Raw genomic sequence first — 20,612 nt, 5'->3', positions numbered from 1 at the left:
TTTCGCATGCGAAATTGCTATTCTTGCCGTCAAATTGTGACTTTGGGTAAATCGCTCCACTTGGTGGTGTAGCAAGGGGAGAGTAAATCTCTCCTCATAGCCCAAGCCTGTTGTATCCCCTGCCCTGCAAACCAAATTTTGCCTAAACCACTTTGGTTGATTTTATCGATGATGTTCATTAAAGGATCGCTATCAGCACGAGGTGGCATTTCATCAAACAAATCAATTTGCCCTGGTTTGTCGCAGAAATCATTTAGCATGATCCCTGCTTTTTGATATCTGAATCCCTCCCGCCAAATGGCATCTAATGCCCTGGTAGCCGCTGAAACGATATCGCGAGTGTCTTGGGTGGCTAGCATGAGTTTAATGCTGTAGTTGTTGCTGTAGAACGGTTCATTTACCGCGAAAGGACTGGTGCGGATAAAGACGTTTATGTGTTTGCAGTATTGACGTTCAGCTCTCAACTTTTCAGCTGAGCGTTCGGCGTATTTGCAGATTGCCTGACGCAAACTTTCCTTATCCGTAATGCGTTCACCAAAAGAGCGACTGACGATGATCTGCTGTTTGGTGGGTAAGGTGTCTATCGTTATTGTCGGGATGCCATTAAGTTCTAAAACAGTGCGCTCGACGACAACGCCAAATGTTTTCTTTATCAATTGTAAATTGGCGTCGGCCAGCTGCAAGACCGTTTCAATTCCCATCGCCTTTAATTTGATACTTAGCTGGCGGCCAATCCCCCATACTTCTGATACGGGCAAAATGGCCATCAGTTTGCGTTGCCGGGTACGGTCAGATAAATCCACGACACCACCGGTTGCGGGCCATGTTTTTGCTGCGTGGTTGGCGAGCTTTGTTAGCGTCAGCGTTTGAGCAATGCCAATACCGCATGTTAATCCCGTTTGTTGCAGGACAGTCTCACGCACGCGCTGACCGAAATTGAGCAGAGTCTCGTAGTTTTCCATTCCATCGATTTTCATAAAGGCTTCATCGATGGAATAAATGGTTAGAGAGGGTGCTAATGATTCTAGTATCGTCATGGTTCTGGCACTAAGATCTCCGTACAGCGCGTAATTTGAACTAAAGCAGGCCACTTGGTAGTGTTCGATGAGGGACTTCATTTGAAAATAGGGGACACCGCGCTTTATACCGAGTTTTTTAGCTTCTTTGTTGGCGGCCACGATTGCGCCGTCGTTGTTCGATAGGCAAATAACCGGCTTCCCTTTTAGGTCAGGCCTAAAGAGTTGTTCGCAGGCGGCGTACATCGAATTTACGTCGCAGAGTAGGTACATAGGCACCTCAACGTAGGGTGTGTATGGCGTGCATGACGACACCAAATATGTTCAGTTCGTCGGGATCAAAAAATATGGGGCTGTATGCGGGATTCATCGGCTGTAGACAGAGGCGAGGGTGAGTACATAGTTTTTTTACCGTGAATTCTCCCTCGATGGCGGCGATAACAATATCACCGTGAGTCGGGTTGACCGCTTTATCAACAATCAGTAGATCCCCGGAAAGAATGCCCGCTTCAATCATCGATTCACCTTCAGCTCGTACAAAGTAAGTTGCACTTGGATGAAGTATGCATAGCTCATTTAAATCTAGGGTTTTTTCTAAGTAGTCACTTGCTGGCGATGGAAATCCGGCTTGGCAATTTTCACCGAATAGCGGTATTTGGATGCGGGATTCAGTTAGTGCAGTGAGGATTATTACTTTCATGATTAGCTCAATATTACTGTGATTATATACAGTATTATCTATGATAATATTCCTATTTTGCAAGGTGCGGCTGTCTGTTTTCTTATAGCGTGCTGTTTTGTCGCCATAAATAGTTTCTGTCGACCTTATCCACAGAAACAGTGGGTAAACTTGTGGAGGAAAAAGGATAACTGTGGCCCCAAGGCTCACCGACCCTAAATGGTCGGCTCGTCGCCTGCACTTCAGCTGTCCCGCGCCGGTGGCGCAGTCCGGCTTTCGCAGAGTCACGCGAGCGAGTCTCTGTCCTTCGGATAGCAAGCGATGCCTAAAGGTCAGTACACCAATCTAGCAGGACTTATAGCCGCGCAACTTCCCATGAATAACGCCATAACGTTCCTCTATATCGGGAGTGCATAGCACCATGCACGCTCATAACACATTGTCGCTGCCGTTTCTTTTGTCTTCGACCGTTAACCAGGCATGTTGCTACAAGGTCGGCGGCTTCGCATAAGACAGGCTTGGCAGGGCGAGGATCTGGTCTGTGGGATATTCACGCCTGTACAGCCTATGGCTGGCTTACGCGACACTCACCAGTGGATTATCCGTGAAAGTATCGTTGTCGCTACATGCCCTTACGGGCATAAGATTTCGCATGCGAAATGTTGAGAAATAAAGCGATTTATTACATATCAATATTGATATATAAGTGGGGTTTATAGTATAATGACTGTATTGAGAGACGGAAGGCCGCTTCTCATTATCGGCGAAACGCCAGACTCAAAGGAGTAATCAAATGACTGTTTCACAAACTGAAATTAAAGCCCCAAAAGCAAAGAAATCTACCCGTAAAGCGCCAGCGGTCGCAAATGACGCACAGGCATTGGCTCAGGTGTTGGAACAAACGCCGATAGAGTATGTTCCGTTGTCCCGTCTAATCAAATCCCCACTGAATGTGCGCCTTATTCCCTATTCTCTTGAGAGCATCACAAGCCTTGCCAACACCATTGCGTCTATTGGGTTGTTGCAAAACTTGGTGGCACACGATCTTGATAGTGGTCTGATTGGCGTTGCCGCAGGGGGCCGTCGTTTGGCTGCGCTCACCATGTTGGTTGAACGTGGGGTATATCAGCCTGATACACCGGTTGCCGTTAAACGTGTACCGGAAGAACTGGCTGTTGCTGCATCTATGACGGAAAACGGCGAACGTAAGGATATGCACCCCGCCGAGCAGATTGTTGGTTTTCGGACACTGGCTGACGAGGGGAAAACACCGGCACAAATTGGTGATTTGCTGGGTTACAGCTCACGTCATGTACAACGAGGTCTGAAACTCGCCAGTCTGGCCCCCGTGTTGTTAGAGGCACTGGCAAAAGACGAAATTACCCTCGAAAAGTGCCAAATTCTGGTACTGGAAGACAGTCAGAAAAAACAGGCGCAGGTGTGGGAACAGGCACAACAAGTATTCGGTAGATCACCACAGAATTACCAACTGCGGAATTTGATAACCGAGCAGGAAGTGAGCATCAAAAATAACAAGAAGTTTATTTTTGTCGGGAGTGACGAACTGGCGGCGGCAGGTGCTGTTATTCGTACCGACTTATTCAGTGATGAAAATGAGGGCTGGATTGACCGTGCCTTACTTGATCGTCTGACACTTGAAAAGTTGGAAGCTATCGCGGTGGCTATTCAGGAAAGTGAGGGGTGGTCATGGTGCGCTCACCAAATGGAACCTATCGGCAATTGGGGCGAGGATGCGCGTCAATATAAGATTATGTCAGAACCCACGCCAGTCTATACCGAATCGGAGCAATCCCATATCGATACGTTGACAGCAGCTCTGGAAGACACTGAAACCTACGATGATGAAAATGACATTCAGCAACAAATTGAAGACGCTGAATCTGCTGCTTCAATTCGTGGATGGACGGCAGAGCAGAAAGCACAAAGCGGGGTAGTAGTGTCATTTGATAGCGGTGATTTGACGTTTCAGCGCGGTGTTATCTTACGTGGAAATATCGCTCAGACTGAGACACCGCAAAACAACCTTGCACAAATCTTACCTACACCCAAAGGGCTGTCAGCAGCATTGATCACCAGTTTGTCATCAGAGCGGACATTAGCGGTCATGGCGGCACTGGTACAAAATCCGATTGTGACGTTAGCGCTACACACCCACTCAATGACACTCAAAGTGTTCTTTGGTCAGTATGCTAGTTCCGTTTTAAAAACCAGTATGGACATCAAGCGACATACATTATTGGCTAACGCACCAACCTCGGAAGAGGGGGAGGCAAATCGTGTGCTGGAAAATCTGCATAACCAATGGGAGGCCCGTTTACCCGAAAATTGGCAACTGGATTTTTCGTGGTTGCTGACATGGGATCAAGCCGAAGTGATAGCACTGCTGACCTATTGTGTCGGTCAGTCGTTGGATGCCGTGCGGTGTCATGCAGGAATGGACGGTAAAGTGGGCGGTGAGCTGGTATCCGTCGAGAACGCGTTAGAGTTCAATTTACGTCAGTGGTGGCAACCGACCAAGGAAAACTACTTTGGGCGTATAAGCAAAGAACAAATGAGCGAGGCATTAACCGCCATCGAGAAAGAAGCGCAAGCGGCCTCAGTCCTCAAAATGAAAAAGGGTGATGCAGCCCATTTGGCGGCGGTTGAGATAGCGCAAACCCGTTGGGTGCCGGAATGTCTGCTCCCTCTGGATGAAACCGTTTCTCTCTCTTCCACTGATGATTCTGCTGCTGCCTAACCGGAGGTGCCGCCCGAAAGGGCGGTATAACGCAATGACCAATTATGAAAAAATTTCTCTATTGAAGCTGCAAACTTTCACTCCAATCGACTTTGAACAATACCGTGCGGGTAGTGAAATGTTCCGTCATTCTTTGTCCGCTGCGGTGATTGCCAGTTTGTTTTTGCCCAAAGGGTGGGTGGTCGGCTGTGAGTTTCATCAGGAGTGGGGGGGGAAATATCCGGTACATTTGCGTCTAACTATACAATCTGCTCCGACAATTAGGATTGAGATCATCAGCCCTAGTCACGATTCACCTTACTGGTATGGGCGACTGTGGTTTGAAGCCGGCGAATCCGTGGCATGGTTCTACAGTGGTGACATATTTGAGCCTGACGCTATTAGGGCGCGTTTAGGGGTTCTAGACGAATATATACATGCTGGTTATAGCGATGCTGATGCATTAGCTGTGGCGTTACGCATGGGAGGTCATGTCGTATGATCCCAAATCATTTAGCGTTGGTGACCATCAACCATTTTGAGGCCGCAGTGACACAAGCCATCATCATGGTGGAAACCAAGCGGGAAGCTAGGCGAAAATTGCCGAGTTATCCCTATGCCAAAGCATTGTTTCGTATCCTGAATGAGGGCAGGACGGTGATAACGGCGGCGGATATCTGGCGGATTGATACCGGTTACGACCCCAGAAACCGACAGAGTTCGACAAAACAGCACTACATTGAGGCGATTGATCGTCTAATAGCCACACAGGGCGATCTATGTCCGTTGCCCTTGTCTGACAGTATCGTTACCACTTTTTTTCCTGAAACCCGCCATCGTCAGCAGGAGCGCAGGTTAAGACGCTGGGAGATAAAATTTCAGCGTAGAGACAGCCAACAAGAAAAGGCTATCCAGCAGAAGCGCCGCCGTTATCAAACCTTGGTGGCACAGGCTGAAATTGACTTGGCATTTACAACACCCTGTGAGTTTTCAGCATGGTACGAACGGCAAGCCCAAAAAGGAATCTATGGTGATGATCTGATCCCGATGCTTCAGTCATGGGGGAAGCGTTTTGTGAATCTAAGCAGTATAGCATTGTGCTGTCGGGATGATTTATACGAGATTTTAGATGATATACGTGTAAGGCTAGAGGAGAGGGCCGAGGTAGATTTGTGGCTAGATACCTTGATGTTACCCAATAAGCTAGGGGCTGTATCCCTGAAAATTCGGTAAGTGTCGCTATTAATCTGATGACATGAGAAGTAGTTTATCGACTTTGTTACTTTAACGATAAATGATCTCTATACTGCAAATGGACGCTGTGAAAAGTCGCTAAGAGAGGTGGGTATGTTTAATTATTTAAAACGTATAGTAGCGAACAACCCAAAAGTAAAAAAAATGTCACAGGCGCAAAGAAAAAAATTAGGTGGAAGGATAATTATCTATTCTACATTGTTGCTCTTCATCCCTATCGCTTGTCTGTTTTTGTCATATCATAATTTGATGTTACAGATTTTCTTCCAGCTAGTATGGGGCATATCGATGATGCTGGGATCTTTGATTGCGTTTGACGGCGACGAAAAGCAGTCAAGAACATGATGAAGCAGTAAAGGCATTTGGCGTCAGTAAGAACGAAGAACGGCACCGTGGGTAACGTTCTTCATATTGACTTACTATCTCGTCTAGCTTTGTTAAGATCACAAGTTACCCCCTCAGATAAACTTTAACATCTCATCTCTTATATTTTCAATATCCCCATAAACTGACAATACCTTAGCCCTGAAGATATGGCCCCCTACGGCTCCACGGCGTTGCCGAGTCGTCAGCCCTACTGCGTCAGGTGCGCCGGTAAACCGTCGCCCCAGTCTCCGCCGAACCCGCAAGCGGTTTCGGGCCGTTGGCTAGGGTCTGATGGCTTAAGGGCCAGGTCAGATGCGAACAGATGGCCACCGGTGCTAGTGACGTCATATCATTCCGCTGTAGGCTGAGTGTGGCGCTCTGTCGGTTCTTAAAATATTGTCGCTGTCGGTTTCTTTTGTCTTCGACCGTTAACCAAGGATGTTGCTACAAGGTCGGCGGCTTCGCATAAAACCGGCTTGGCAGGGCGAGGGGCGGGTCTGCGGGATATTCACGCCTGTACAGCCTATGGCTGGCTTACGCGACACTCACCAGTGGATAATCCGTGAAAGTATCGTTGTCGCTTACATGCCCTTACGGGCATAAGATTTCGCATGCGAAATGTTGAGGAATAATGCGATTTATTACATATCAGTATTGATATGTAAGTGGTTTTTATAGTATAATGACTCTATTGAGAGACGGAAGGCCGCTTCTCATTATCGGCGAAACGCCAGACTCAAAGGAGCATCAAATGAAAGAAGCTACCCATAGTATTTTAATGGCAGAAGGTGAAAAAGGAACAGATCCAGCAGATTTTGATATCTCTGAATTTGATTCACTGAAAGCGTTACAGGAATTCCGCAAATCTTATCCTGAGAAAATGAAGAATGAATATTGCTACCAGTTGAATTCCTGTGTGATTTCCAGCGGAAGATATAGAAATATCGATATCGTGTGTGCAGACCATTACAAACAGTTCGTCAAAAAAGTCAAAGCGTCAGGGGTTAATATCTAGCGACATGCAGCAACCCATAGCCAGCCGGAGGCTGGCTTTAACTCAACCAAGGAGAAACACGATGTATCAGACAACAAACGACACTAGTGACCGTTTTAGCTGGGATGCGAGCGCTGAGGCGGCTTATTGGCAGTCACGGGAAGTCTCAGCCAAAACCGAACCCGAATCGATCACTCTGGCTGAGTTTATGGACGCCATCGGCACTATGTACCCTCACGACTGGCAAGGAGACGCGCACAGCGAATCGTTCAAACTTGCGGAAATGTATTGCGGTAACGTCACGTACATTTACGCGAAAGTGGGCGAGTGCTATTTCAAGTTTCGTGATGTTGTAACATTGAGTCATACAGCGATTGTTAAACGACTGGAAAAGGAGGTGCAAAGCCAAAAAAGCAAGACGCAGAAATAGAAAAAGCAGACTTACGTCTGCTCTCTCATGCCGGTTTAGCCCTGAGAAAGTTTAACCGGCTATCAATAATCTATTGGAATGAAACCATGAAAATTGACATCAGTATAATTACATCAACCGCCGGTTTTGTAAAGCTGGCACCGAAAAAACAACAGCGGGTAAATCGTCCGGCGATAGCGATAAACGATATCACCGAAACCTGCAAAGCGCGGGGCCGACACATTGCCAAATGTCAGCTTAAAAAACAGTCGGTCAGAATTCCGGCTATGCGTGTCAGTGAGTTAGGGCAGGTACTCCGAACTCTGGAACTTAAACGGGCCTATGCCTGATTAATCACGCCGCTCCTTTATGGGGCGGTATCAAAACAGAATCGGAGTTGATCATGAGCCAAGAACAAATGAAAGCCCTGCTCGAAAGCTGTCTTTATGCTTTTAATGAGATGCCAAACAATCAATTGAACGGGGGCGATTATCCTTCAACGTATGCGTTGGCGGCAGCATTACAGAAGGCCTTAAATGTGTCGAAGCAGCGGGGAGAGTAAGAGTGTCCCAACTGTCATTTGATGCCTTATTCAGTGCGCCAGAAACACGGAGCTTTGAAAAAGTCAAAAGTACGGTTGTTATGCCAGTGGATGAACCTAAACATATTCCTGCACGAATTTACCCTCAATCGTACCCAGCAGTTGATCATTACCGGCGGGAGTTTGTGAAAATTTTCAAAGAAACCGCGCGGTATCATCACCGGTATGAGGTTTTTCGTGATTTTGTCACTGTGTCGGCGATTGCGCTTGAAAATGCCTGTTTAAAGTCTCCAAAACTGGAGGAGGAATATTTCGCAGTTATCGCCCGTTACAAGACCGAAGATCTCACCCGATTTGCACAGCTACACGCGCAGATTGTGATGGGATTGGAAGCGTGCATATGCGATTTTCTGGGCAGTATCTTTATGGAGTTAGAGCTGGGTAGCGATCATATGGGCCAGTTTTTTACACCGTCACACATATCTGATCTTTTGGCGGCTCTCTCGATTAGCGAACGGATAATAGAGCTGGAACACATACCTTATATAACAATGGACGAATGTACCTGTGGGGCGGGGGGGATGGTGATTGCAGCAGCTAAGTATATGCTGGAAAAGGGCTATAACCCGCAAAAACAACTGTTGGTGTTCTGTACTGACATTGATCCAGTGGCGGCACGAATGTGTTATATCCAACTGTCTCTACTGGGAATATCAGCCTGTGTGCGGATTGGTAATAGCTTAACGCAAGTTATGCAGCGCACTATGCATACGCCATTCTGGTATATGCGATTTGTTCCCTCTCTATATTAAGGAGACTGGCAGGGGCAACCTTGCCGGAAATAGATGGCCTAGCTGCGAAAAAAAATCAGCCGCGCAAAAGGGCAAGGACTAAACGCCGCTGTGGCTTCGCCACGGCGGTTTTACGTCCTGAATGGCTCTCGATTGATTTATGTCCTACCCGCTATTTTCTGGGTTTACATCGTTATTGTCTTATAGCTCATATTTCTTCTCATCGAGTGACCCCTTATCGGGATTTGCCTGCTGTGGTGTTTCCAATCATGGGTTTGTAGTAAACGTGCTGTGTCCTTTTGGGCGTCCGGGCGGGCTGTCATGCTACGCACAGAGCCAGCAAAGCTGTCTCTGCCCTTCGGGTTTCCATCCCTGACGCAAACCTCACACTTGCAGATGGCCAATGGCCATCGCCGCTTTCACTGCCGGTGATAGGGCCACCGGCGCTAATGATGATGGAACAGTAGTTAACAGTATATTTTGTCTTCGACCGTTGACCAGAGGTGTTGCTTTAAGGTCGGCGGCTTCGCATAAGATCGGCTTGGCAGGGCGAGGAGCTGGTCTGTGGGATATTCACGCCTGTACAGCCTATGGCTGGCTTACGCGACACTCACCAGTGGATAATCCGTGAAAGTATCGTTGTCGCTTACATGCCCTTACGGGCATAAGATTTCGCATGCGAAATGTTGAGAAATAAAGCGATTTATTACATATCAATATTGATATGTAAGTGGGGTTTATAGTATAATAACTGTATTGAGAGACGGAAGGCCACTTCTCATTATAGGCGAAACGCCAGACTCATAGGAGCATCAGATGAAAGAAGCCAGCAAAAAAATATTAGTCATTGGTCAAATTGTCAGTACCAATCTTTATGGTCTCGGGCGTGGTGTTATTTATGGCATTGAAGGTGATCAATCGCCTGGTACTGTAAACAATAGTTTTGGTGGTGTTATATGCAGCGGTGGTAATGCAACATTTGATATAGCATTTGAATCAGGATCATTAAGCAAAAAACTACCAGAATGCATTTTACGTGGTATTCAATGGACTATTTTCAATGAAGTAATGAATGCAGCTGATGTGGTAAAAGTATATCGCAGTGCATTAGCCGCAGAACTGAAAAAGCTAGATGATGAAGCTGCTCAAGCGTTAGCGTTTAGTCTGGCAGTTGAAAATATTAAAACAGCGCCAGAATATGTAAAATTAACACAAGGTAATAGTGATATAACTCTAGCCACAAGTAATATCCGCAAAGAATTGAAAGCAGCATTTCCAAAGGCAAAATTTTCAGTGCGTAAGAGTAATTACGATTGCGTAAATATTAATTGGACTGATGGCCCAACAGAAGATGAAGTGAAGGCTATCATAAGTAAGTATAAAGGCGGACGTTTTAACGGTATGGAAGATATTTATGAATCTATTTCAACACCATTTAATGAAGTTTATGGGAGTGTCTCGTATCTTTTTACTAACCGTGAATACAGTGACAACTTAACAGAGAAAGCAATAGAGTTATTTAAAGAAAAAAACAATGACAGATTCGATACAGAGATTAGCTTAGAGAAATACAACGCGGGGGATTTATGGCGTATTGGAAGTGGAGAATTTTGGCATGGTCATGGAGTGGGGGGAGAAATAAATAATATTCGTGCAAAACTAAGCTAGGCTAAAAAATCTCCCTCTCTGATTATACTTTAGATCAGAGGTTTTTTAGAGCACCTAATACTTAAAACGTAATTATAAAATGTAGGGGAAATGACAAGAATTGTGCTGAACTCATTTTAAACTATAGAGTCAGATGTTTTTTAAAAATAGCAATAATCATCTGACCCTATTTAAATAGCTAATTCACAGGATAAAATAACTATGACTTGTTTTTCAATTATTAATAGGATATTGAGATAAGCGGAGAGGTTTATCGCGCCTGTAAGATATTCTCCCCATTGAGGGGTGAATATCTTATTCCCCGCCCACCCGATGCAAAATAAAATATCTTTGCATCTGCCGTCTGCCCCAAGGGGCTCCCAAGTTAGACAAACTTACCCACATATTAACAATCAATTCTTTTCATCTTGTCCCGATGAAAAGCCGCTCCCACTAATTTTATCCCTTGTTGGGGATAAAACTTAGCTGGCTTTATTTCATATTAATATGTGGATAAGTTTGAAGTATATCGGTTAGCCAAGCGTCATTTGCTATTTTTGTACTGCATGTAAGTTTTGTAGACATCCTGAGAATATTTTTTCCGCTTTTTATCTTGCTCTGCATTTTTCTTGAATCCGGCATTATATGCACCTACGGCATCCCAATTCACTCCCCAGCGTTTGAATGCGATAGCAAGGTAGTAAGCGCCAGTGTAGATATTCAAGCAACCATCTTCATAAAGCCGTTGAGGAGTGATACCAAAAGTAGATAGGTGCTGAAAGTTTGAAGAATATATCTGCATTCTACCCACGGCATACTTTTCATTAGTCTGAACATTTAAGGCGTTATCCCGATGTGAGGACTCACGAAAAGAAATGGCACGCAGTAAGTCTGGATCTATCTGGTAATCTCGACCCGCAAAATCAAAACAATCCCCTGCATTTACTGATTGGCTGCTTACTAATAAAAGTAGAATTAAAACTTTTCTCATTACCTTCATTTCCCTGGATATGAAAACGTTGGCTATAGTGGCATTTTAACAAACAAAATCCAACCAGAGATATTTACAAGACTTCAAAAACAGATAGTGAATAATACCTCCCCCTCAACAAGAAAACATCACACCCCTCGCAAGATTTCATCTTGCCTGATAATTATTTAAAATCAGCTAGTTATGTGAATTAAAATTTCCCATTTTAGAACGTTCATTGTTTCAAGGAGTATAAACATACTCTGCATGCACTCTCTTTAGAGTTTATGCAGAGTACTTTAGTACTATTTCAACGTTTTCATATGGTTTGATAGAGTATACTCTGTGTCACACTCTTTGATATAGTATGTTGTAGAGTATGTTTAGGTTGCATTTTGGTTATTATACTCTAGTATAGAGTGTGTGTGAGTTTTCGTATAAAATAAGGTTAGTTAAATGCCAAGAATTCAAACTTTTGTTAGTAACGATATCGAGCAAGAGATTGTAGACATTATAAATGTCAAACGAAGTGAAGGTGCAAGTAAAGATGAGGCAAACGTTTCTAACACAACATCGATGCTGATTGAGCTGGGGATTCGCGTATATAAGTTGCAACGACAGAAATCAGAAGGGGGGTTCAGTCAGATTGAGTTTAATAAAATCATGCTGGAGAACATGATGAAAACCAGTTTCATTTGTCAAAAACTTCTTGGCATAAATTCCTATAATTCAGAAGTCCAAGCTATGCCAAAGTTCCACTATAAAGAAATGGCGACTCAAATTAAAAGTGATGTTGATAGTGTAATGGCTAACTTTTTCCCATCAGAAGATGAGAAAGACTGATTCTGTTTGTAGGATATTTCTTGTATTTATATTGATTGGATTTGTACGAGGAATTAAATAGTAAAATCGATTTAAATATAATATTTCGCCCTTTGTTTATGTAATGCTGGAATCTTATACTACATAAGTTAAATTTATTTAAGCGTTGGTAATAGAGGGGGCAACCTCTATTACCAACTGACCAAAAACAACCTAAAGGATGGAGAGGCTGTTATGGCTGGTTCTCATGTTAGAGATCCTGATGAAGGATCTCAACCAATTTCTATTGAACTGATAACTCAACACATTTCTAGTTGGGAGCGGAGTCACGACCCTTGGGGTGCAAAAGATAGCAATTATCGTTTTATCTACGCTAATCAGGCTTACCGTGAGCTACTAAATATTCCTATTGGATACGATATAAGAGGATGTTTAGAGCATGATTTGAGGTTAATAGTATCTAACTTAAAAGATGAATATAATGCGCATGAACGTAAGGTTCAAGAACTCGGCGATAGAGTAAGTTGCCTGGAAGTTAACTTCTTTGGCAGAGATCGCGTATTGCAACCTTACTTTTTCGACAAAATGCCATTTTTTGATTCAAGTGGACGTTTTTCAGGTACTATAATTCACGGAAGAAAGGCAGAAATTTATTCTCACGACCTATTACTTTCTGATGATTATCCACGATCACTTTATTTTAATGCTCCTAATTCTTCTTTCACAAAAAGAGAGTGGGATATTATCTATTTATTATTGAGAGGGCTGAGTTATAGCTTGATTGCTCAGGAGCTTAACTTGTCAATACGGACGGTAAAAAACAATGTTCAAAGATTGTTTGTTAAATCTAACGTCAAATCTGTTGATGCTCTAGTCTCATCATTCAAAGAATGTTCATATGAATACTATTTTCCTAGCAAGTATCTTCATGTTAAATATTTGGTATTGTAGCTTTCTAGTTGCTCTTTCTATGTCTATTTATTTTGCCATAAAAGGTTGGCTTGAGAAATATCTTATAAATATGTCTGTTTACAGAGGTTCCCAGCTGCACGATTAAAACAAAAACAAAATTTTATTAAAAATGGAGCCGAATCGGCTCTATTTTTATTCTGCAACTTGAGTATTATTACTGCATTGTTTACATATCGGTTTGGAACTCACATGTCATCGGATGATAAAGAATACGGTAATGTCTCTATTGTTATTAGTTTGACAAGCGATATGAATAGGAGATTAACTCTTGCATCAGAGCGTTCTCAACGTTCGAAGACGAAAGAAGCCACTCTAAGGCTTCACGACCACCTAATTAACTTTGATGATATTGCCACACTAGGGAAACGTTTTACCGTAGATGAAGGAGAGTAGAGGGCGTAATTAGTCTTGGAGGTACAGGGCTATTATTCTTATAGTTCTGTTCCGGCGTGATTGTAATATGCCGAATTCGAAATAACTTTTCTTTTACTAAATGGAGTTTAAACATGGAATTGTCTAATAAGGCAATGGGGCCTTTCTGCGCCAAAAAAACCAAACAACAAGTAGTCACCAAATGGATGATGGTATTCTTCCTGCCGTTATTTGTACTTCTGTCGTATACCGGCTTGGTTCGTGCAGACGATTTAATGGCCGCAGGTCAGGAAACTGTTACTGGTACTTTTGGTGCAGGTTCATCAATCGCCAAGTGGATTATCTTAGCTGAAGTTATTGTGGGTATCATTACTTACATCAAAACCAAAAATATGTTCATGCTTTTTGGTATTGCGGTCGTAATTGTGTTTACAACTATTGGGTTCGGTTTGGTAGCGTAAATAAAGGATCTTTATGCGAACGGAAGACGAATTAAGAAAATATCGTTTTCCGAAAACATTGAGTGAGCAGCGCCGCATACTCGGTCTTCCTTATGACGAAGCAATACCTTCATTCCCAGTTTTAATTTGGGGAATATTGGTTCAGAAAGCGTTATTTGGTATGGGTATGGCGGTGCTGATTTGGTTTAGCATTCGTAGCGCGAAACGCGGTAAAGGGAGTATGTGGCTATATAACTTTCTTTATTGGTATTTCCCTACGATGCTCTTCCGGGGCGTTTTTAAGATAATACCTGACTCAAGTTTTCGGCAATGGATAAAGTAATTAATAGGACATTAAGATGGAGCTAACTGCCCGTAATTCATCCAATAAAATTATTGCAATTACATTGATTTCATTATTTTTTCTTTTGGTACTGAGTCTTGCGGGAACGATCATTCTTGGCTTGCAGAATCATTATCTGTCTACACATCAAAAAACTATTGTGACACCTATGGGTTTTTCCGCGCCATTCTCTGTATCAGAAGCAGATGGCAGCCCTGGTTATATGCAGATGATGGCGTTATCTTTTCTTTCTCTTAGGTTGAATGTTTCCCCTGAAACCGTCGATGCAAACCATCAGTTTTTGGTGTCATTCGCCAAACCCGGAGCACAGCCTGAATTTAAGGTCACTCTTGCTGAAGAGGCGCGACGTATTAAGCAGAATGAGGTCAATTCTGCATTTTACAATACCAGTATTAAGGTTTTTCCTGCTGAAAACATTGTTGAAGTGAGAGGTTTTTTAAAAACATGGATCGGTAACGGCAAGCCAAGTTCAGAAACTAAACATTACAACCTCAAGCTGGATTATGCAGACGGCATTACCAGTATTGTTGCTTTTATCGAGGTAGATGATGAAAAAAAATAATCCTCGTTTGATTGGCATTTTCGTTCTTGGAGTTTTGTTCTCGGGCGCTGCTGATGCCGTCACAGAACCACAAACATTCTCGTTTCCGGCTAACGGTCAATTTCAATTGGCAATCAGCAATACCAATCCAAATCTGGTCGTTATTCCTGGTGATCGAGTTGTTGTCATCAATAGTGCTGTAGGCACATTAACGGATAAACACAGTACGAAGGATGGCGGGGTTCTGTTTTCATCTAATAGCGAAAAACCCTTTACTGTTTTTATCGAGACGGAGCATGGTCAGGTTTTTTCTATTCAAGCTACACCACGGAAAGGAGAGGGGCGCAGTTACCGTTTATTAGCGTCCAAACCCTTACCTCGCCCTGCGGCAAGAGTATGGGAAACATCACAACCCTATGAGTCATTATTGGTTGAGTTGAACAAGGCAGCACTGCAAGGCCGGATACCTGAAAGCTATGCTCCAACTGATATCAGTAATGACAGACTCTCCGCACCCGCAGGTTTATCGATGCGGGCGGAAGAAGCCTGGGTGGGTAATGCTTTAAGAATTGTTCGTTATCGTGTCCAGAATCCGCACAGTTACGCTGTTTCATTGAAAGAACAAGACTTTTGGCGGCAGGGGGTTCGTGCCGTCATGCTGGGTCTACGGACAAGCACATTACTTCCCGGAGCTTCTATTTCGATTTATATAACCCAAGGACTGGAGGTGAACAGTGGCGAACATTAATTCACTGACAAAACGCAAGCAGATAGCCTTATTGGTTGCTACGGTCATTGGTTTGTCGGTCGCGGTAGGAACAGGCTGGTATGCATCCACGCTCTCTATCAAAAACGAAGTCGCTACAAAGAAAGCCAATAAAGAACCTGCGCCAGACATGACAGGGGTGGTTAATACAACGTTTGACGATAAAGTTCAGCGTAATGCTATTACTGAAACGCAAACAACAAATAAAGAAATTCGTAAAGAAATGGACACGTTACGCAAAGAGCTTGGGTTAATCTCTCGTGACCGGAAAGGCGATCAAGGCCGGATTAATGAACTGGAAGATATGAACAAGACGCTCCAATCGCAGCTGGATGCTTTTAGTAATCCACCTTCTGATGAACCGAGTCCGTCCATAGCCACTGTTCCACAAAATGGAAATGTGCCGCCGCCAACACAATTTTATCCGGGAATGGGGGCGACACCACAAGGACAAACAACATTTACACCAATGGCTCCGATGCAGAAGCCTGGCACAATTGATTCAACACCCTTTACGTTTGAAGAAGTTTCTACGAAACCAAAATTACCTTATATCCCTTCGGGCAGTTATGCCGAGTCGCTGGTTATTGAAGGGGCCGATGCTAATGCGGCGGTCACAGGGGCGCAGAATATGTCACCGATGCAATTCAGGTTAACCGGTAAAGTCCAGATGCCGAATGATCGTGAGTACGACTTGACGGGATGTTTTGTCAATGCGGCAGCGTATGGTGACGTTTCAAGCGAACGGGCAGAAGTTCGTACTCGAAGTATCAGTTGCCACCTTGGTGATGACATTATCGATCAAAAGATTGCTGGCCATGTTTCTTTTATGGGTAAAAACGGCATCAAAGGCCAAGTTGTCATGAGAAACGGAAAAATTCTTGGTTGGGCGTTTGGGGCAGGGTTTGTTGATGGCATTGGGAAGGGAATTGAACAAGCCGCTTCTCCGCAAGTCGGGATCGGTGCGACTGCGAGCATGGGCGCGGCTGATATCGGCCAGGCTGGACTCGGTGGTGGCGCAAGTCAGGCAGCTAAGACGCTGAGCGAGTACTACATAAAAAGAGCGGAACAATATCACCCTGTTATCCCTATTGGTGCTGGAAATGAAGTCACAGTGGTTTTCCAAGATGGTTTCCAGTTGGAGTCGATTGAGGAAGTTCGTAATAAGAAAGCTAAAAAAACTCAACAACAGCCGCCAGAAGAGAAGTTCAGTACACCCAATATGATGAACCAATTGAAAGATTTGAAAGTTGGTGATTTAGTTCACCCGTCGCAGGAATAGTAGTTATATATTCAAATGAAGGTGATTAGTTTTTTTGTGTATTTAAATAGGGCTATCTCCATCACGTAAAAATTATCTGCCATTCAAAATGCATATATATACAAATAGAAGGAATTGGGTTGTTTTAGTAATGAATGAGCTTATTTTCATGGTCTGAGACAACTGAATAAAGCCTTGTTGCCTGTAATTTAACGCTGAAGTGATTATTTTATTTATTATTATTTTTATATGTTTCTATGCTAATGCCCTCGGATGCTAAAAAGGGATGGGCGGTAGCGTATCTGAATTGAGTGTGTATAAAACTAACCCAATAATCTTTCATGAATTAAATGTGTTTTTTTAATTCATGCACCCGTGGTTATTTATATTTAAAGGAAACTATAAATGAAAATACAGAATCAGATTGAAACGGGGGGGAATAATCGTTTGAAATATGCTTTTTTATTTCCCGTACTCGGTAGCTTATTTTTGCTGGTAGGTTGTGCTGGCGTGAGTGGTGACTTTGAATGTAATGAAACCACGACTGACCGTTGTATGACGATGGATCAAGCTAACCAAAAAGCCCGAATGAAAACGGACTCATCAAAGGGAAAGCAGGGTGCGGCCGCATTGCCTGGACTGGTTAATTTACCGCCGCAAGCCTCACGTTCAGCACCTGTAATGTCACAGCCATTACCTGCACGTCCTGTTATCACATCACCAGTCCGCTCGAGCGAGAGCAAGCCAGTCAGTAAAACGACACAAAACAGAATGTTTGCCGCCTCCACCATTAAGCCCGTTTCACAAGCGCCAGTGCGAACCGTCATGCCGGTTATTACTGCTCCTTCTTGTCCACAGCAGCGCTGTGACAACTTAGGTGAAACTCGCCCTCAACGCTCCGTGGAGACGATGGCCAATGTTTGGGTAGCGCCGTGGGTTGATGCCAATGATGTTTTTCACCAGCCAGGCCGAGTGTTTTTTGTTGTCGATGCTAGCCGCTGGCAGTTACCACAATCAGTTTATTGAGGATTAAGTAATGGAACGTCTTGTTGAGACGGTAAACCGATTGATTTCTGGATTTACCTCGCCCGATGGTGCCGCACAGGCGAACAAAACGCTGGGTGAAATGAAGTTCCCACAGGTCAGTAGCATGTTGCCCTACCGTGATTACGATGAAGATAGCGGCCTGTTTATCAATAATGGTTCACTCGGTTTTATGCTTCAGGCCGTGCCTCTAATTGGGGCGAACGAGCATATTATTCAGGTGTTGGACGATTTAGTGAAGAGTAAATTGCCGCGACAGACACCTATCTCTTTCCATCTTGTTTCCAGCCGATTAGTCGGTGAACAGATTGATTCTGGTATTGCTGACTTTCGTTGGAAAGGTGAACACGCAGACCGATTTAACCAGATAACACGGGCATTTTATCAACGTGCTGCACAACACCAATTCAACAGTCCTACCCACTTACCGCTGACATTGCGTGATTATCGCCTCTATATCTCCTATGCGATGAAAACCAAAAAAAGGGATACGGCAGCGATTACCGAACTGACCCATTTGCTGAAGGTTATTCGTGCTTCGTTGGACTCCGCCAAAATTTCCAGCGTTCCGGTTTCGCAGCAGGAGTTCGTGAATATCGTTAGCCAGATGGCTAATCACCGGCAAGATGAACTCTACACCGATCCTGTAAAAATTAGTGCTTATGACGATATGCATCGTCAATGTATTGATCGAAGCACTGACCTACTTGTTAAGCCGGATTATCTGACGCTAACCCTGAACAAGCAGAAAGGTGGAAAGTCTAAAACTCGCATCATGAATTTTATGCTGGAAACTAACCCGGATATCTTTTTCCTTTGGCATGGGGGAGACAATATCTGCAATTTACTCAGTCCTGATCTCACTATCGCCAGTCCTTTTGTTATTACCTTTACGTTAGAGGCTGAGGATCAGGTCAGCACACAGAATGAAGCTGGTCGCAAGTTTCTGGATTTGGACAAAAAGGCTGGAACCCCTTACGCCAAACTATTTCCTGGCGTTGTCCGGCAGGCGAAAGAGTGGGGCGAACTCCGCGAGCGCCTAAACAGCAACCAGTCTTGCGTGGTCCGTTATTACTTTAATATCACCACTTTCTGCGCCGATGATGATAACGCAGCGTTGATCTGCGAACAGCAAGTACTCAATACCTTCAAAAAGAACGGATTGCGTATGTATAGTCCCACCTATATGCAGATGCGGAACTATATGGCGATGTTTCCGTTTATGGCTGCTGAAGGGTTGTGGGACGACATTAAGGCTAGCGGGGCGACTTGTCGGGCTGAAAGTACCCAAGTGGTCAATTTATTGCCAGTTATTGCCGATAACCGTTTATGTCAGAGCGGCCTTCTCGCCCCCTCCTACCGCAATCAACTCTCTTTTCTTGATATCTATGGCTCAGGCATGGGCAATACCAACTACAACATGGCGGTAACGGGCACATCGGGAGCCGGTAAGACAGGGCTGGTTCAACCGATTATCCGCAGTGTGTTGGATTCAGGTGGGATTGGCTGGGTTTTCGATATGGGCGACGGGTATAAGTCGTTCTGCGAGAACGTCGGCGGCGTGTATCTCGATGGTAAGTCACTCAAGTTTAATCCATTTGCCAACATCAGTGATATCAGTGAGTCCGGTGAACGAATTCGTGACCAGTTGGCGGTGCTTGCCAGCCCGAACGGCACGCTGGATGAAGTGCATGAGGACTTATTGCTTAAGGCGGTAATGAATGCCTGGAACAAAAAACAGAATAAAGCCCGCATTGATGATGTGGTTGCGTATCTGACTGATGCCCGCCATGCGAAGGAGTATGAAAAATCTGACCGTATCACTGGTCGTATGGATGAAATCATAGAGTTACTGCAAAAATACACCACCAATGGCATCTATGGGGATTATTTCAATAGTGACCAACCCTCATTGAGAGATGATGCCCGATTAATCGTGCTTGAGTTGGGTGGTTTGCAGGATAAGCCCGCACTGTTGGCCGCCGTCATGTTCTCTCTCATCATCTATATCGAAGAGAAAATGTATCGCAGCCCGCGTAGTCAACGAAAATTGTGTGTCATTGATGAAGGGTGGAAACTCCTCAACTTTAAAAACGAAAAAGTGGGTTCGTTTATCGAAACGGGTTATCGCACCGTCCGGCGACACCTTGGTTCATTTATTACAATCAGCCAAAATATCAAAGACTTTGATGCAGATGAAGCCTCCAGTGCCGCCAAAGCTGCATGGGGTAACTCAGCCTTTAAAGTTATCCTCAAACAAGATACCGCAGAGTTCAAAGCCTATAACCAGCATCGGCCAGACCAATTTAGTGACCATGAGCGGCAGGTGATCAATAAGTTCGGCGATGCCAAAGATCAGTGGTTCAGTTCCTTTATGCTTCGCATTAACGATACCAGCTCTTTCCATCGATTATTTGTCGATCCACTCAGTCGTGCAATGTTCAGTTCACAAGGGAAGGACTTCGAATTCCTTCAACAAAAACGCAGCCAGGGTGTTGATATCCATGAGGCTGTGTATGAACTGGCATTGCGTAATTTCCCAGAAGAAATGCAGGAACTTGAAAACTGGACGGAGGCAGCATAGCCATGACAAACCAAGCAGACGCCACTACCTCAGAAAAAAAAA

General features: G+C 44.2%; 22 protein-coding genes. 19 read left to right on the top strand and 3 right to left on the bottom strand.

Annotation, left to right across the window (positions count from 1 at the left end; all coding sequences use genetic code 11):
* Window positions 1-29 precede the first annotated feature (29 nt).
* Window positions 30-1,289, bottom strand: a complete 1,260-nt coding sequence (gene umuC / locus ACNSO8_RS25270) for a translesion error-prone DNA polymerase V subunit UmuC (RefSeq protein WP_418396297.1) — start codon at window positions 1,287-1,289, stop codon at window positions 30-32.
* Between the two features lie 7 nt (window positions 1,290-1,296).
* Entirely contained in the window at window positions 1,297-1,716 is a 420-nt protein-coding gene (umuD, locus tag ACNSO8_RS25265; RefSeq protein ID WP_418396296.1) for a translesion error-prone DNA polymerase V autoproteolytic subunit, read from the bottom strand.
* 772 nt (window positions 1,717-2,488) lie between these two features.
* Here umuD and ACNSO8_RS25260 point away from each other — a divergent pair.
* From ACNSO8_RS25260 to ACNSO8_RS25220, 9 genes are all read left to right on the top strand, one after another.
* Complete coding sequence (locus ACNSO8_RS25260) at window positions 2,489-4,453, top strand: ParB/RepB/Spo0J family partition protein (RefSeq protein WP_418396295.1); 1,965 nt, start codon at window positions 2,489-2,491, stop codon at window positions 4,451-4,453.
* A gap of 34 nt (window positions 4,454-4,487) precedes the next feature.
* Window positions 4,488-4,934, top strand: a complete 447-nt coding sequence (locus ACNSO8_RS25255; RefSeq protein WP_418396294.1) for a conjugation system SOS inhibitor PsiB family protein — start codon at window positions 4,488-4,490, stop codon at window positions 4,932-4,934.
* Window positions 4,931-5,665 (top strand): plasmid SOS inhibition protein A, encoded by a 735-nt coding sequence (locus ACNSO8_RS25250; protein WP_418396293.1) that lies wholly within the window; start codon window positions 4,931-4,933, stop codon window positions 5,663-5,665. Before ACNSO8_RS25255 ends, ACNSO8_RS25250 begins: the two co-directional genes overlap by 4 nt.
* Window positions 5,666-6,803: 1,138 nt before the next feature.
* On the top strand, window positions 6,804-7,067 hold the full coding sequence (locus ACNSO8_RS25245) for a hypothetical protein (RefSeq protein ID WP_418396292.1): 264 nt from the start codon (window positions 6,804-6,806) through the stop codon (window positions 7,065-7,067).
* Between the two features lie 61 nt (window positions 7,068-7,128).
* Window positions 7,129-7,476 (top strand): hypothetical protein, encoded by a 348-nt coding sequence (locus ACNSO8_RS25240; RefSeq protein WP_418396291.1) that lies wholly within the window; start codon window positions 7,129-7,131, stop codon window positions 7,474-7,476.
* 86 nt (window positions 7,477-7,562) lie between these two features.
* Window positions 7,563-7,805 carry a hypothetical protein gene (locus ACNSO8_RS25235; protein ID WP_050110216.1) on the top strand — a complete coding sequence of 81 codons (243 nt, stop codon included), beginning with the start codon at window positions 7,563-7,565 and terminating at the stop codon, window positions 7,803-7,805.
* A 53-nt stretch (window positions 7,806-7,858) separates the two neighbouring features.
* Complete coding sequence (locus tag ACNSO8_RS25230) at window positions 7,859-8,017, top strand: cobalamin biosynthesis protein CbiX (protein ID WP_418396290.1); 159 nt, start codon at window positions 7,859-7,861, stop codon at window positions 8,015-8,017.
* A gap of 2 nt (window positions 8,018-8,019) precedes the next feature.
* Window positions 8,020-8,808: an N-6 DNA methylase gene (locus ACNSO8_RS25225; RefSeq protein WP_418396289.1), complete on the top strand. Its 789-nt coding sequence runs from the start codon at window positions 8,020-8,022 to the stop codon at window positions 8,806-8,808.
* A gap of 795 nt (window positions 8,809-9,603) precedes the next feature.
* Window positions 9,604-10,455 (top strand): LPD29 domain-containing protein, encoded by an 852-nt coding sequence (locus ACNSO8_RS25220; RefSeq protein WP_418396288.1) that lies wholly within the window; start codon window positions 9,604-9,606, stop codon window positions 10,453-10,455.
* Window positions 10,456-10,978: 523 nt separating this feature from the next.
* On the opposite strand, the gene ACNSO8_RS25215 is transcribed toward ACNSO8_RS25220, so the two are convergent.
* Window positions 10,979-11,425 carry a transglycosylase SLT domain-containing protein gene (locus tag ACNSO8_RS25215; RefSeq protein WP_418396287.1) on the bottom strand — a complete coding sequence of 149 codons (447 nt, stop codon included), beginning with the start codon at window positions 11,423-11,425 and terminating at the stop codon, window positions 10,979-10,981.
* A 435-nt stretch (window positions 11,426-11,860) separates the two neighbouring features.
* Here ACNSO8_RS25215 and traM point away from each other — a divergent pair, with 435 nt between their 5' ends.
* From traM to traC, 10 genes are all read left to right on the top strand, one after another.
* Entirely contained in the window at window positions 11,861-12,247 is a 387-nt protein-coding gene (gene traM / locus ACNSO8_RS25210; RefSeq protein WP_418396286.1) for a conjugal transfer relaxosome DNA-binding protein TraM, read from the top strand.
* A gap of 213 nt (window positions 12,248-12,460) precedes the next feature.
* Entirely contained in the window at window positions 12,461-13,177 is a 717-nt protein-coding gene (locus ACNSO8_RS25205; RefSeq protein WP_418396285.1) for a helix-turn-helix transcriptional regulator, read from the top strand.
* 210 nt (window positions 13,178-13,387) lie between these two features.
* The gene (locus ACNSO8_RS25200; RefSeq protein WP_050163418.1) at window positions 13,388-13,591 is read left to right on the top strand and encodes a TraY domain-containing protein; all 204 of its coding nucleotides are present in this window, start codon (window positions 13,388-13,390) and stop codon (window positions 13,589-13,591) included.
* 113 nt (window positions 13,592-13,704) lie between these two features.
* On the top strand, window positions 13,705-14,031 hold the full coding sequence (gene traA / locus ACNSO8_RS25195) for a type IV conjugative transfer system pilin TraA (RefSeq protein WP_418396284.1): 327 nt from the start codon (window positions 13,705-13,707) through the stop codon (window positions 14,029-14,031).
* A gap of 13 nt (window positions 14,032-14,044) precedes the next feature.
* Window positions 14,045-14,353 (top strand): type IV conjugative transfer system protein TraL, encoded by a 309-nt coding sequence (gene traL, locus ACNSO8_RS25190; RefSeq protein WP_212586944.1) that lies wholly within the window; start codon window positions 14,045-14,047, stop codon window positions 14,351-14,353.
* Between the two features lie 16 nt (window positions 14,354-14,369).
* Window positions 14,370-14,936, top strand: coding sequence for a type IV conjugative transfer system protein TraE (gene traE / locus ACNSO8_RS25185; RefSeq protein WP_418396283.1), 567 nt, complete (start codon window positions 14,370-14,372; stop codon window positions 14,934-14,936).
* Window positions 14,923-15,663, top strand: a complete 741-nt coding sequence (gene traK / locus ACNSO8_RS25180) for a type-F conjugative transfer system secretin TraK (protein WP_418396282.1) — start codon at window positions 14,923-14,925, stop codon at window positions 15,661-15,663. The genes traE and traK overlap by 14 nt, the downstream gene beginning before the upstream one ends.
* Window positions 15,650-16,963, top strand: a complete 1,314-nt coding sequence (gene traB, locus ACNSO8_RS25175) for an F-type conjugal transfer pilus assembly protein TraB (RefSeq protein WP_418396281.1) — start codon at window positions 15,650-15,652, stop codon at window positions 16,961-16,963. Before traK ends, traB begins: the two co-directional genes overlap by 14 nt.
* A 384-nt stretch (window positions 16,964-17,347) precedes the next feature.
* Window positions 17,348-17,968: a type IV conjugative transfer system lipoprotein TraV gene (gene traV / locus ACNSO8_RS25170; protein WP_418396280.1), complete on the top strand. Its 621-nt coding sequence runs from the start codon at window positions 17,348-17,350 to the stop codon at window positions 17,966-17,968.
* 10 nt (window positions 17,969-17,978) lie between these two features.
* Complete coding sequence (gene traC, locus ACNSO8_RS25165) at window positions 17,979-20,570, top strand: type IV secretion system protein TraC (RefSeq protein ID WP_418396279.1); 2,592 nt, start codon at window positions 17,979-17,981, stop codon at window positions 20,568-20,570.
* Window positions 20,571-20,612 lie beyond the last annotated feature (42 nt).

It is taken from the genome of Yersinia sp. LJYL362 (assembly GCF_048323875.1).
This window is presented reverse-complemented; position numbering and strand designations above follow the sequence as displayed.

What these genes read in the sequence shown, in the direction of transcription:
- ACNSO8_RS25250 (WP_418396293.1), top strand. Translation starts at nt 4,931, where the DNA reads ATGATCCCAAATCATTTAGCGTTGGTGACCATCAACCATTTTGAGGCC.
- umuC (WP_418396297.1), bottom strand. Translation starts at nt 1,289, where the DNA reads ATGTACCTACTCTGCGACGTAAATTCGATGTACGCCGCCTGCGAACAA.
- traA (WP_418396284.1), top strand. Translation starts at nt 13,705, where the DNA reads ATGGAATTGTCTAATAAGGCAATGGGGCCTTTCTGCGCCAAAAAAACC.
- ACNSO8_RS25255 (WP_418396294.1), top strand. Translation starts at nt 4,488, where the DNA reads ATGACCAATTATGAAAAAATTTCTCTATTGAAGCTGCAAACTTTCACT.
- traM (WP_418396286.1), top strand. Translation starts at nt 11,861, where the DNA reads ATGCCAAGAATTCAAACTTTTGTTAGTAACGATATCGAGCAAGAGATT.
- traV (WP_418396280.1), top strand. Translation starts at nt 17,348, where the DNA reads ATGAAAATACAGAATCAGATTGAAACGGGGGGGAATAATCGTTTGAAA.
- ACNSO8_RS25240 (WP_418396291.1), top strand. Translation starts at nt 7,129, where the DNA reads ATGTATCAGACAACAAACGACACTAGTGACCGTTTTAGCTGGGATGCG.
- umuD (WP_418396296.1), bottom strand. Translation starts at nt 1,716, where the DNA reads ATGAAAGTAATAATCCTCACTGCACTAACTGAATCCCGCATCCAAATA.
- ACNSO8_RS25205 (WP_418396285.1), top strand. Translation starts at nt 12,461, where the DNA reads ATGGCTGGTTCTCATGTTAGAGATCCTGATGAAGGATCTCAACCAATT.
- ACNSO8_RS25215 (WP_418396287.1), bottom strand. Translation starts at nt 11,425, where the DNA reads ATGAGAAAAGTTTTAATTCTACTTTTATTAGTAAGCAGCCAATCAGTA.
- ACNSO8_RS25235 (WP_050110216.1), top strand. Translation starts at nt 7,563, where the DNA reads ATGAAAATTGACATCAGTATAATTACATCAACCGCCGGTTTTGTAAAG.
- ACNSO8_RS25245 (WP_418396292.1), top strand. Translation starts at nt 6,804, where the DNA reads ATGAAAGAAGCTACCCATAGTATTTTAATGGCAGAAGGTGAAAAAGGA.
- traK (WP_418396282.1), top strand. Translation starts at nt 14,923, where the DNA reads ATGAAAAAAAATAATCCTCGTTTGATTGGCATTTTCGTTCTTGGAGTT.
- ACNSO8_RS25200 (WP_050163418.1), top strand. Translation starts at nt 13,388, where the DNA reads ATGTCATCGGATGATAAAGAATACGGTAATGTCTCTATTGTTATTAGT.
- traC (WP_418396279.1), top strand. Translation starts at nt 17,979, where the DNA reads ATGGAACGTCTTGTTGAGACGGTAAACCGATTGATTTCTGGATTTACC.
- traL (WP_212586944.1), top strand. Translation starts at nt 14,045, where the DNA reads ATGCGAACGGAAGACGAATTAAGAAAATATCGTTTTCCGAAAACATTG.
- ACNSO8_RS25220 (WP_418396288.1), top strand. Translation starts at nt 9,604, where the DNA reads ATGAAAGAAGCCAGCAAAAAAATATTAGTCATTGGTCAAATTGTCAGT.
- traE (WP_418396283.1), top strand. Translation starts at nt 14,370, where the DNA reads ATGGAGCTAACTGCCCGTAATTCATCCAATAAAATTATTGCAATTACA.
- ACNSO8_RS25230 (WP_418396290.1), top strand. Translation starts at nt 7,859, where the DNA reads ATGAGCCAAGAACAAATGAAAGCCCTGCTCGAAAGCTGTCTTTATGCT.
- ACNSO8_RS25260 (WP_418396295.1), top strand. Translation starts at nt 2,489, where the DNA reads ATGACTGTTTCACAAACTGAAATTAAAGCCCCAAAAGCAAAGAAATCT.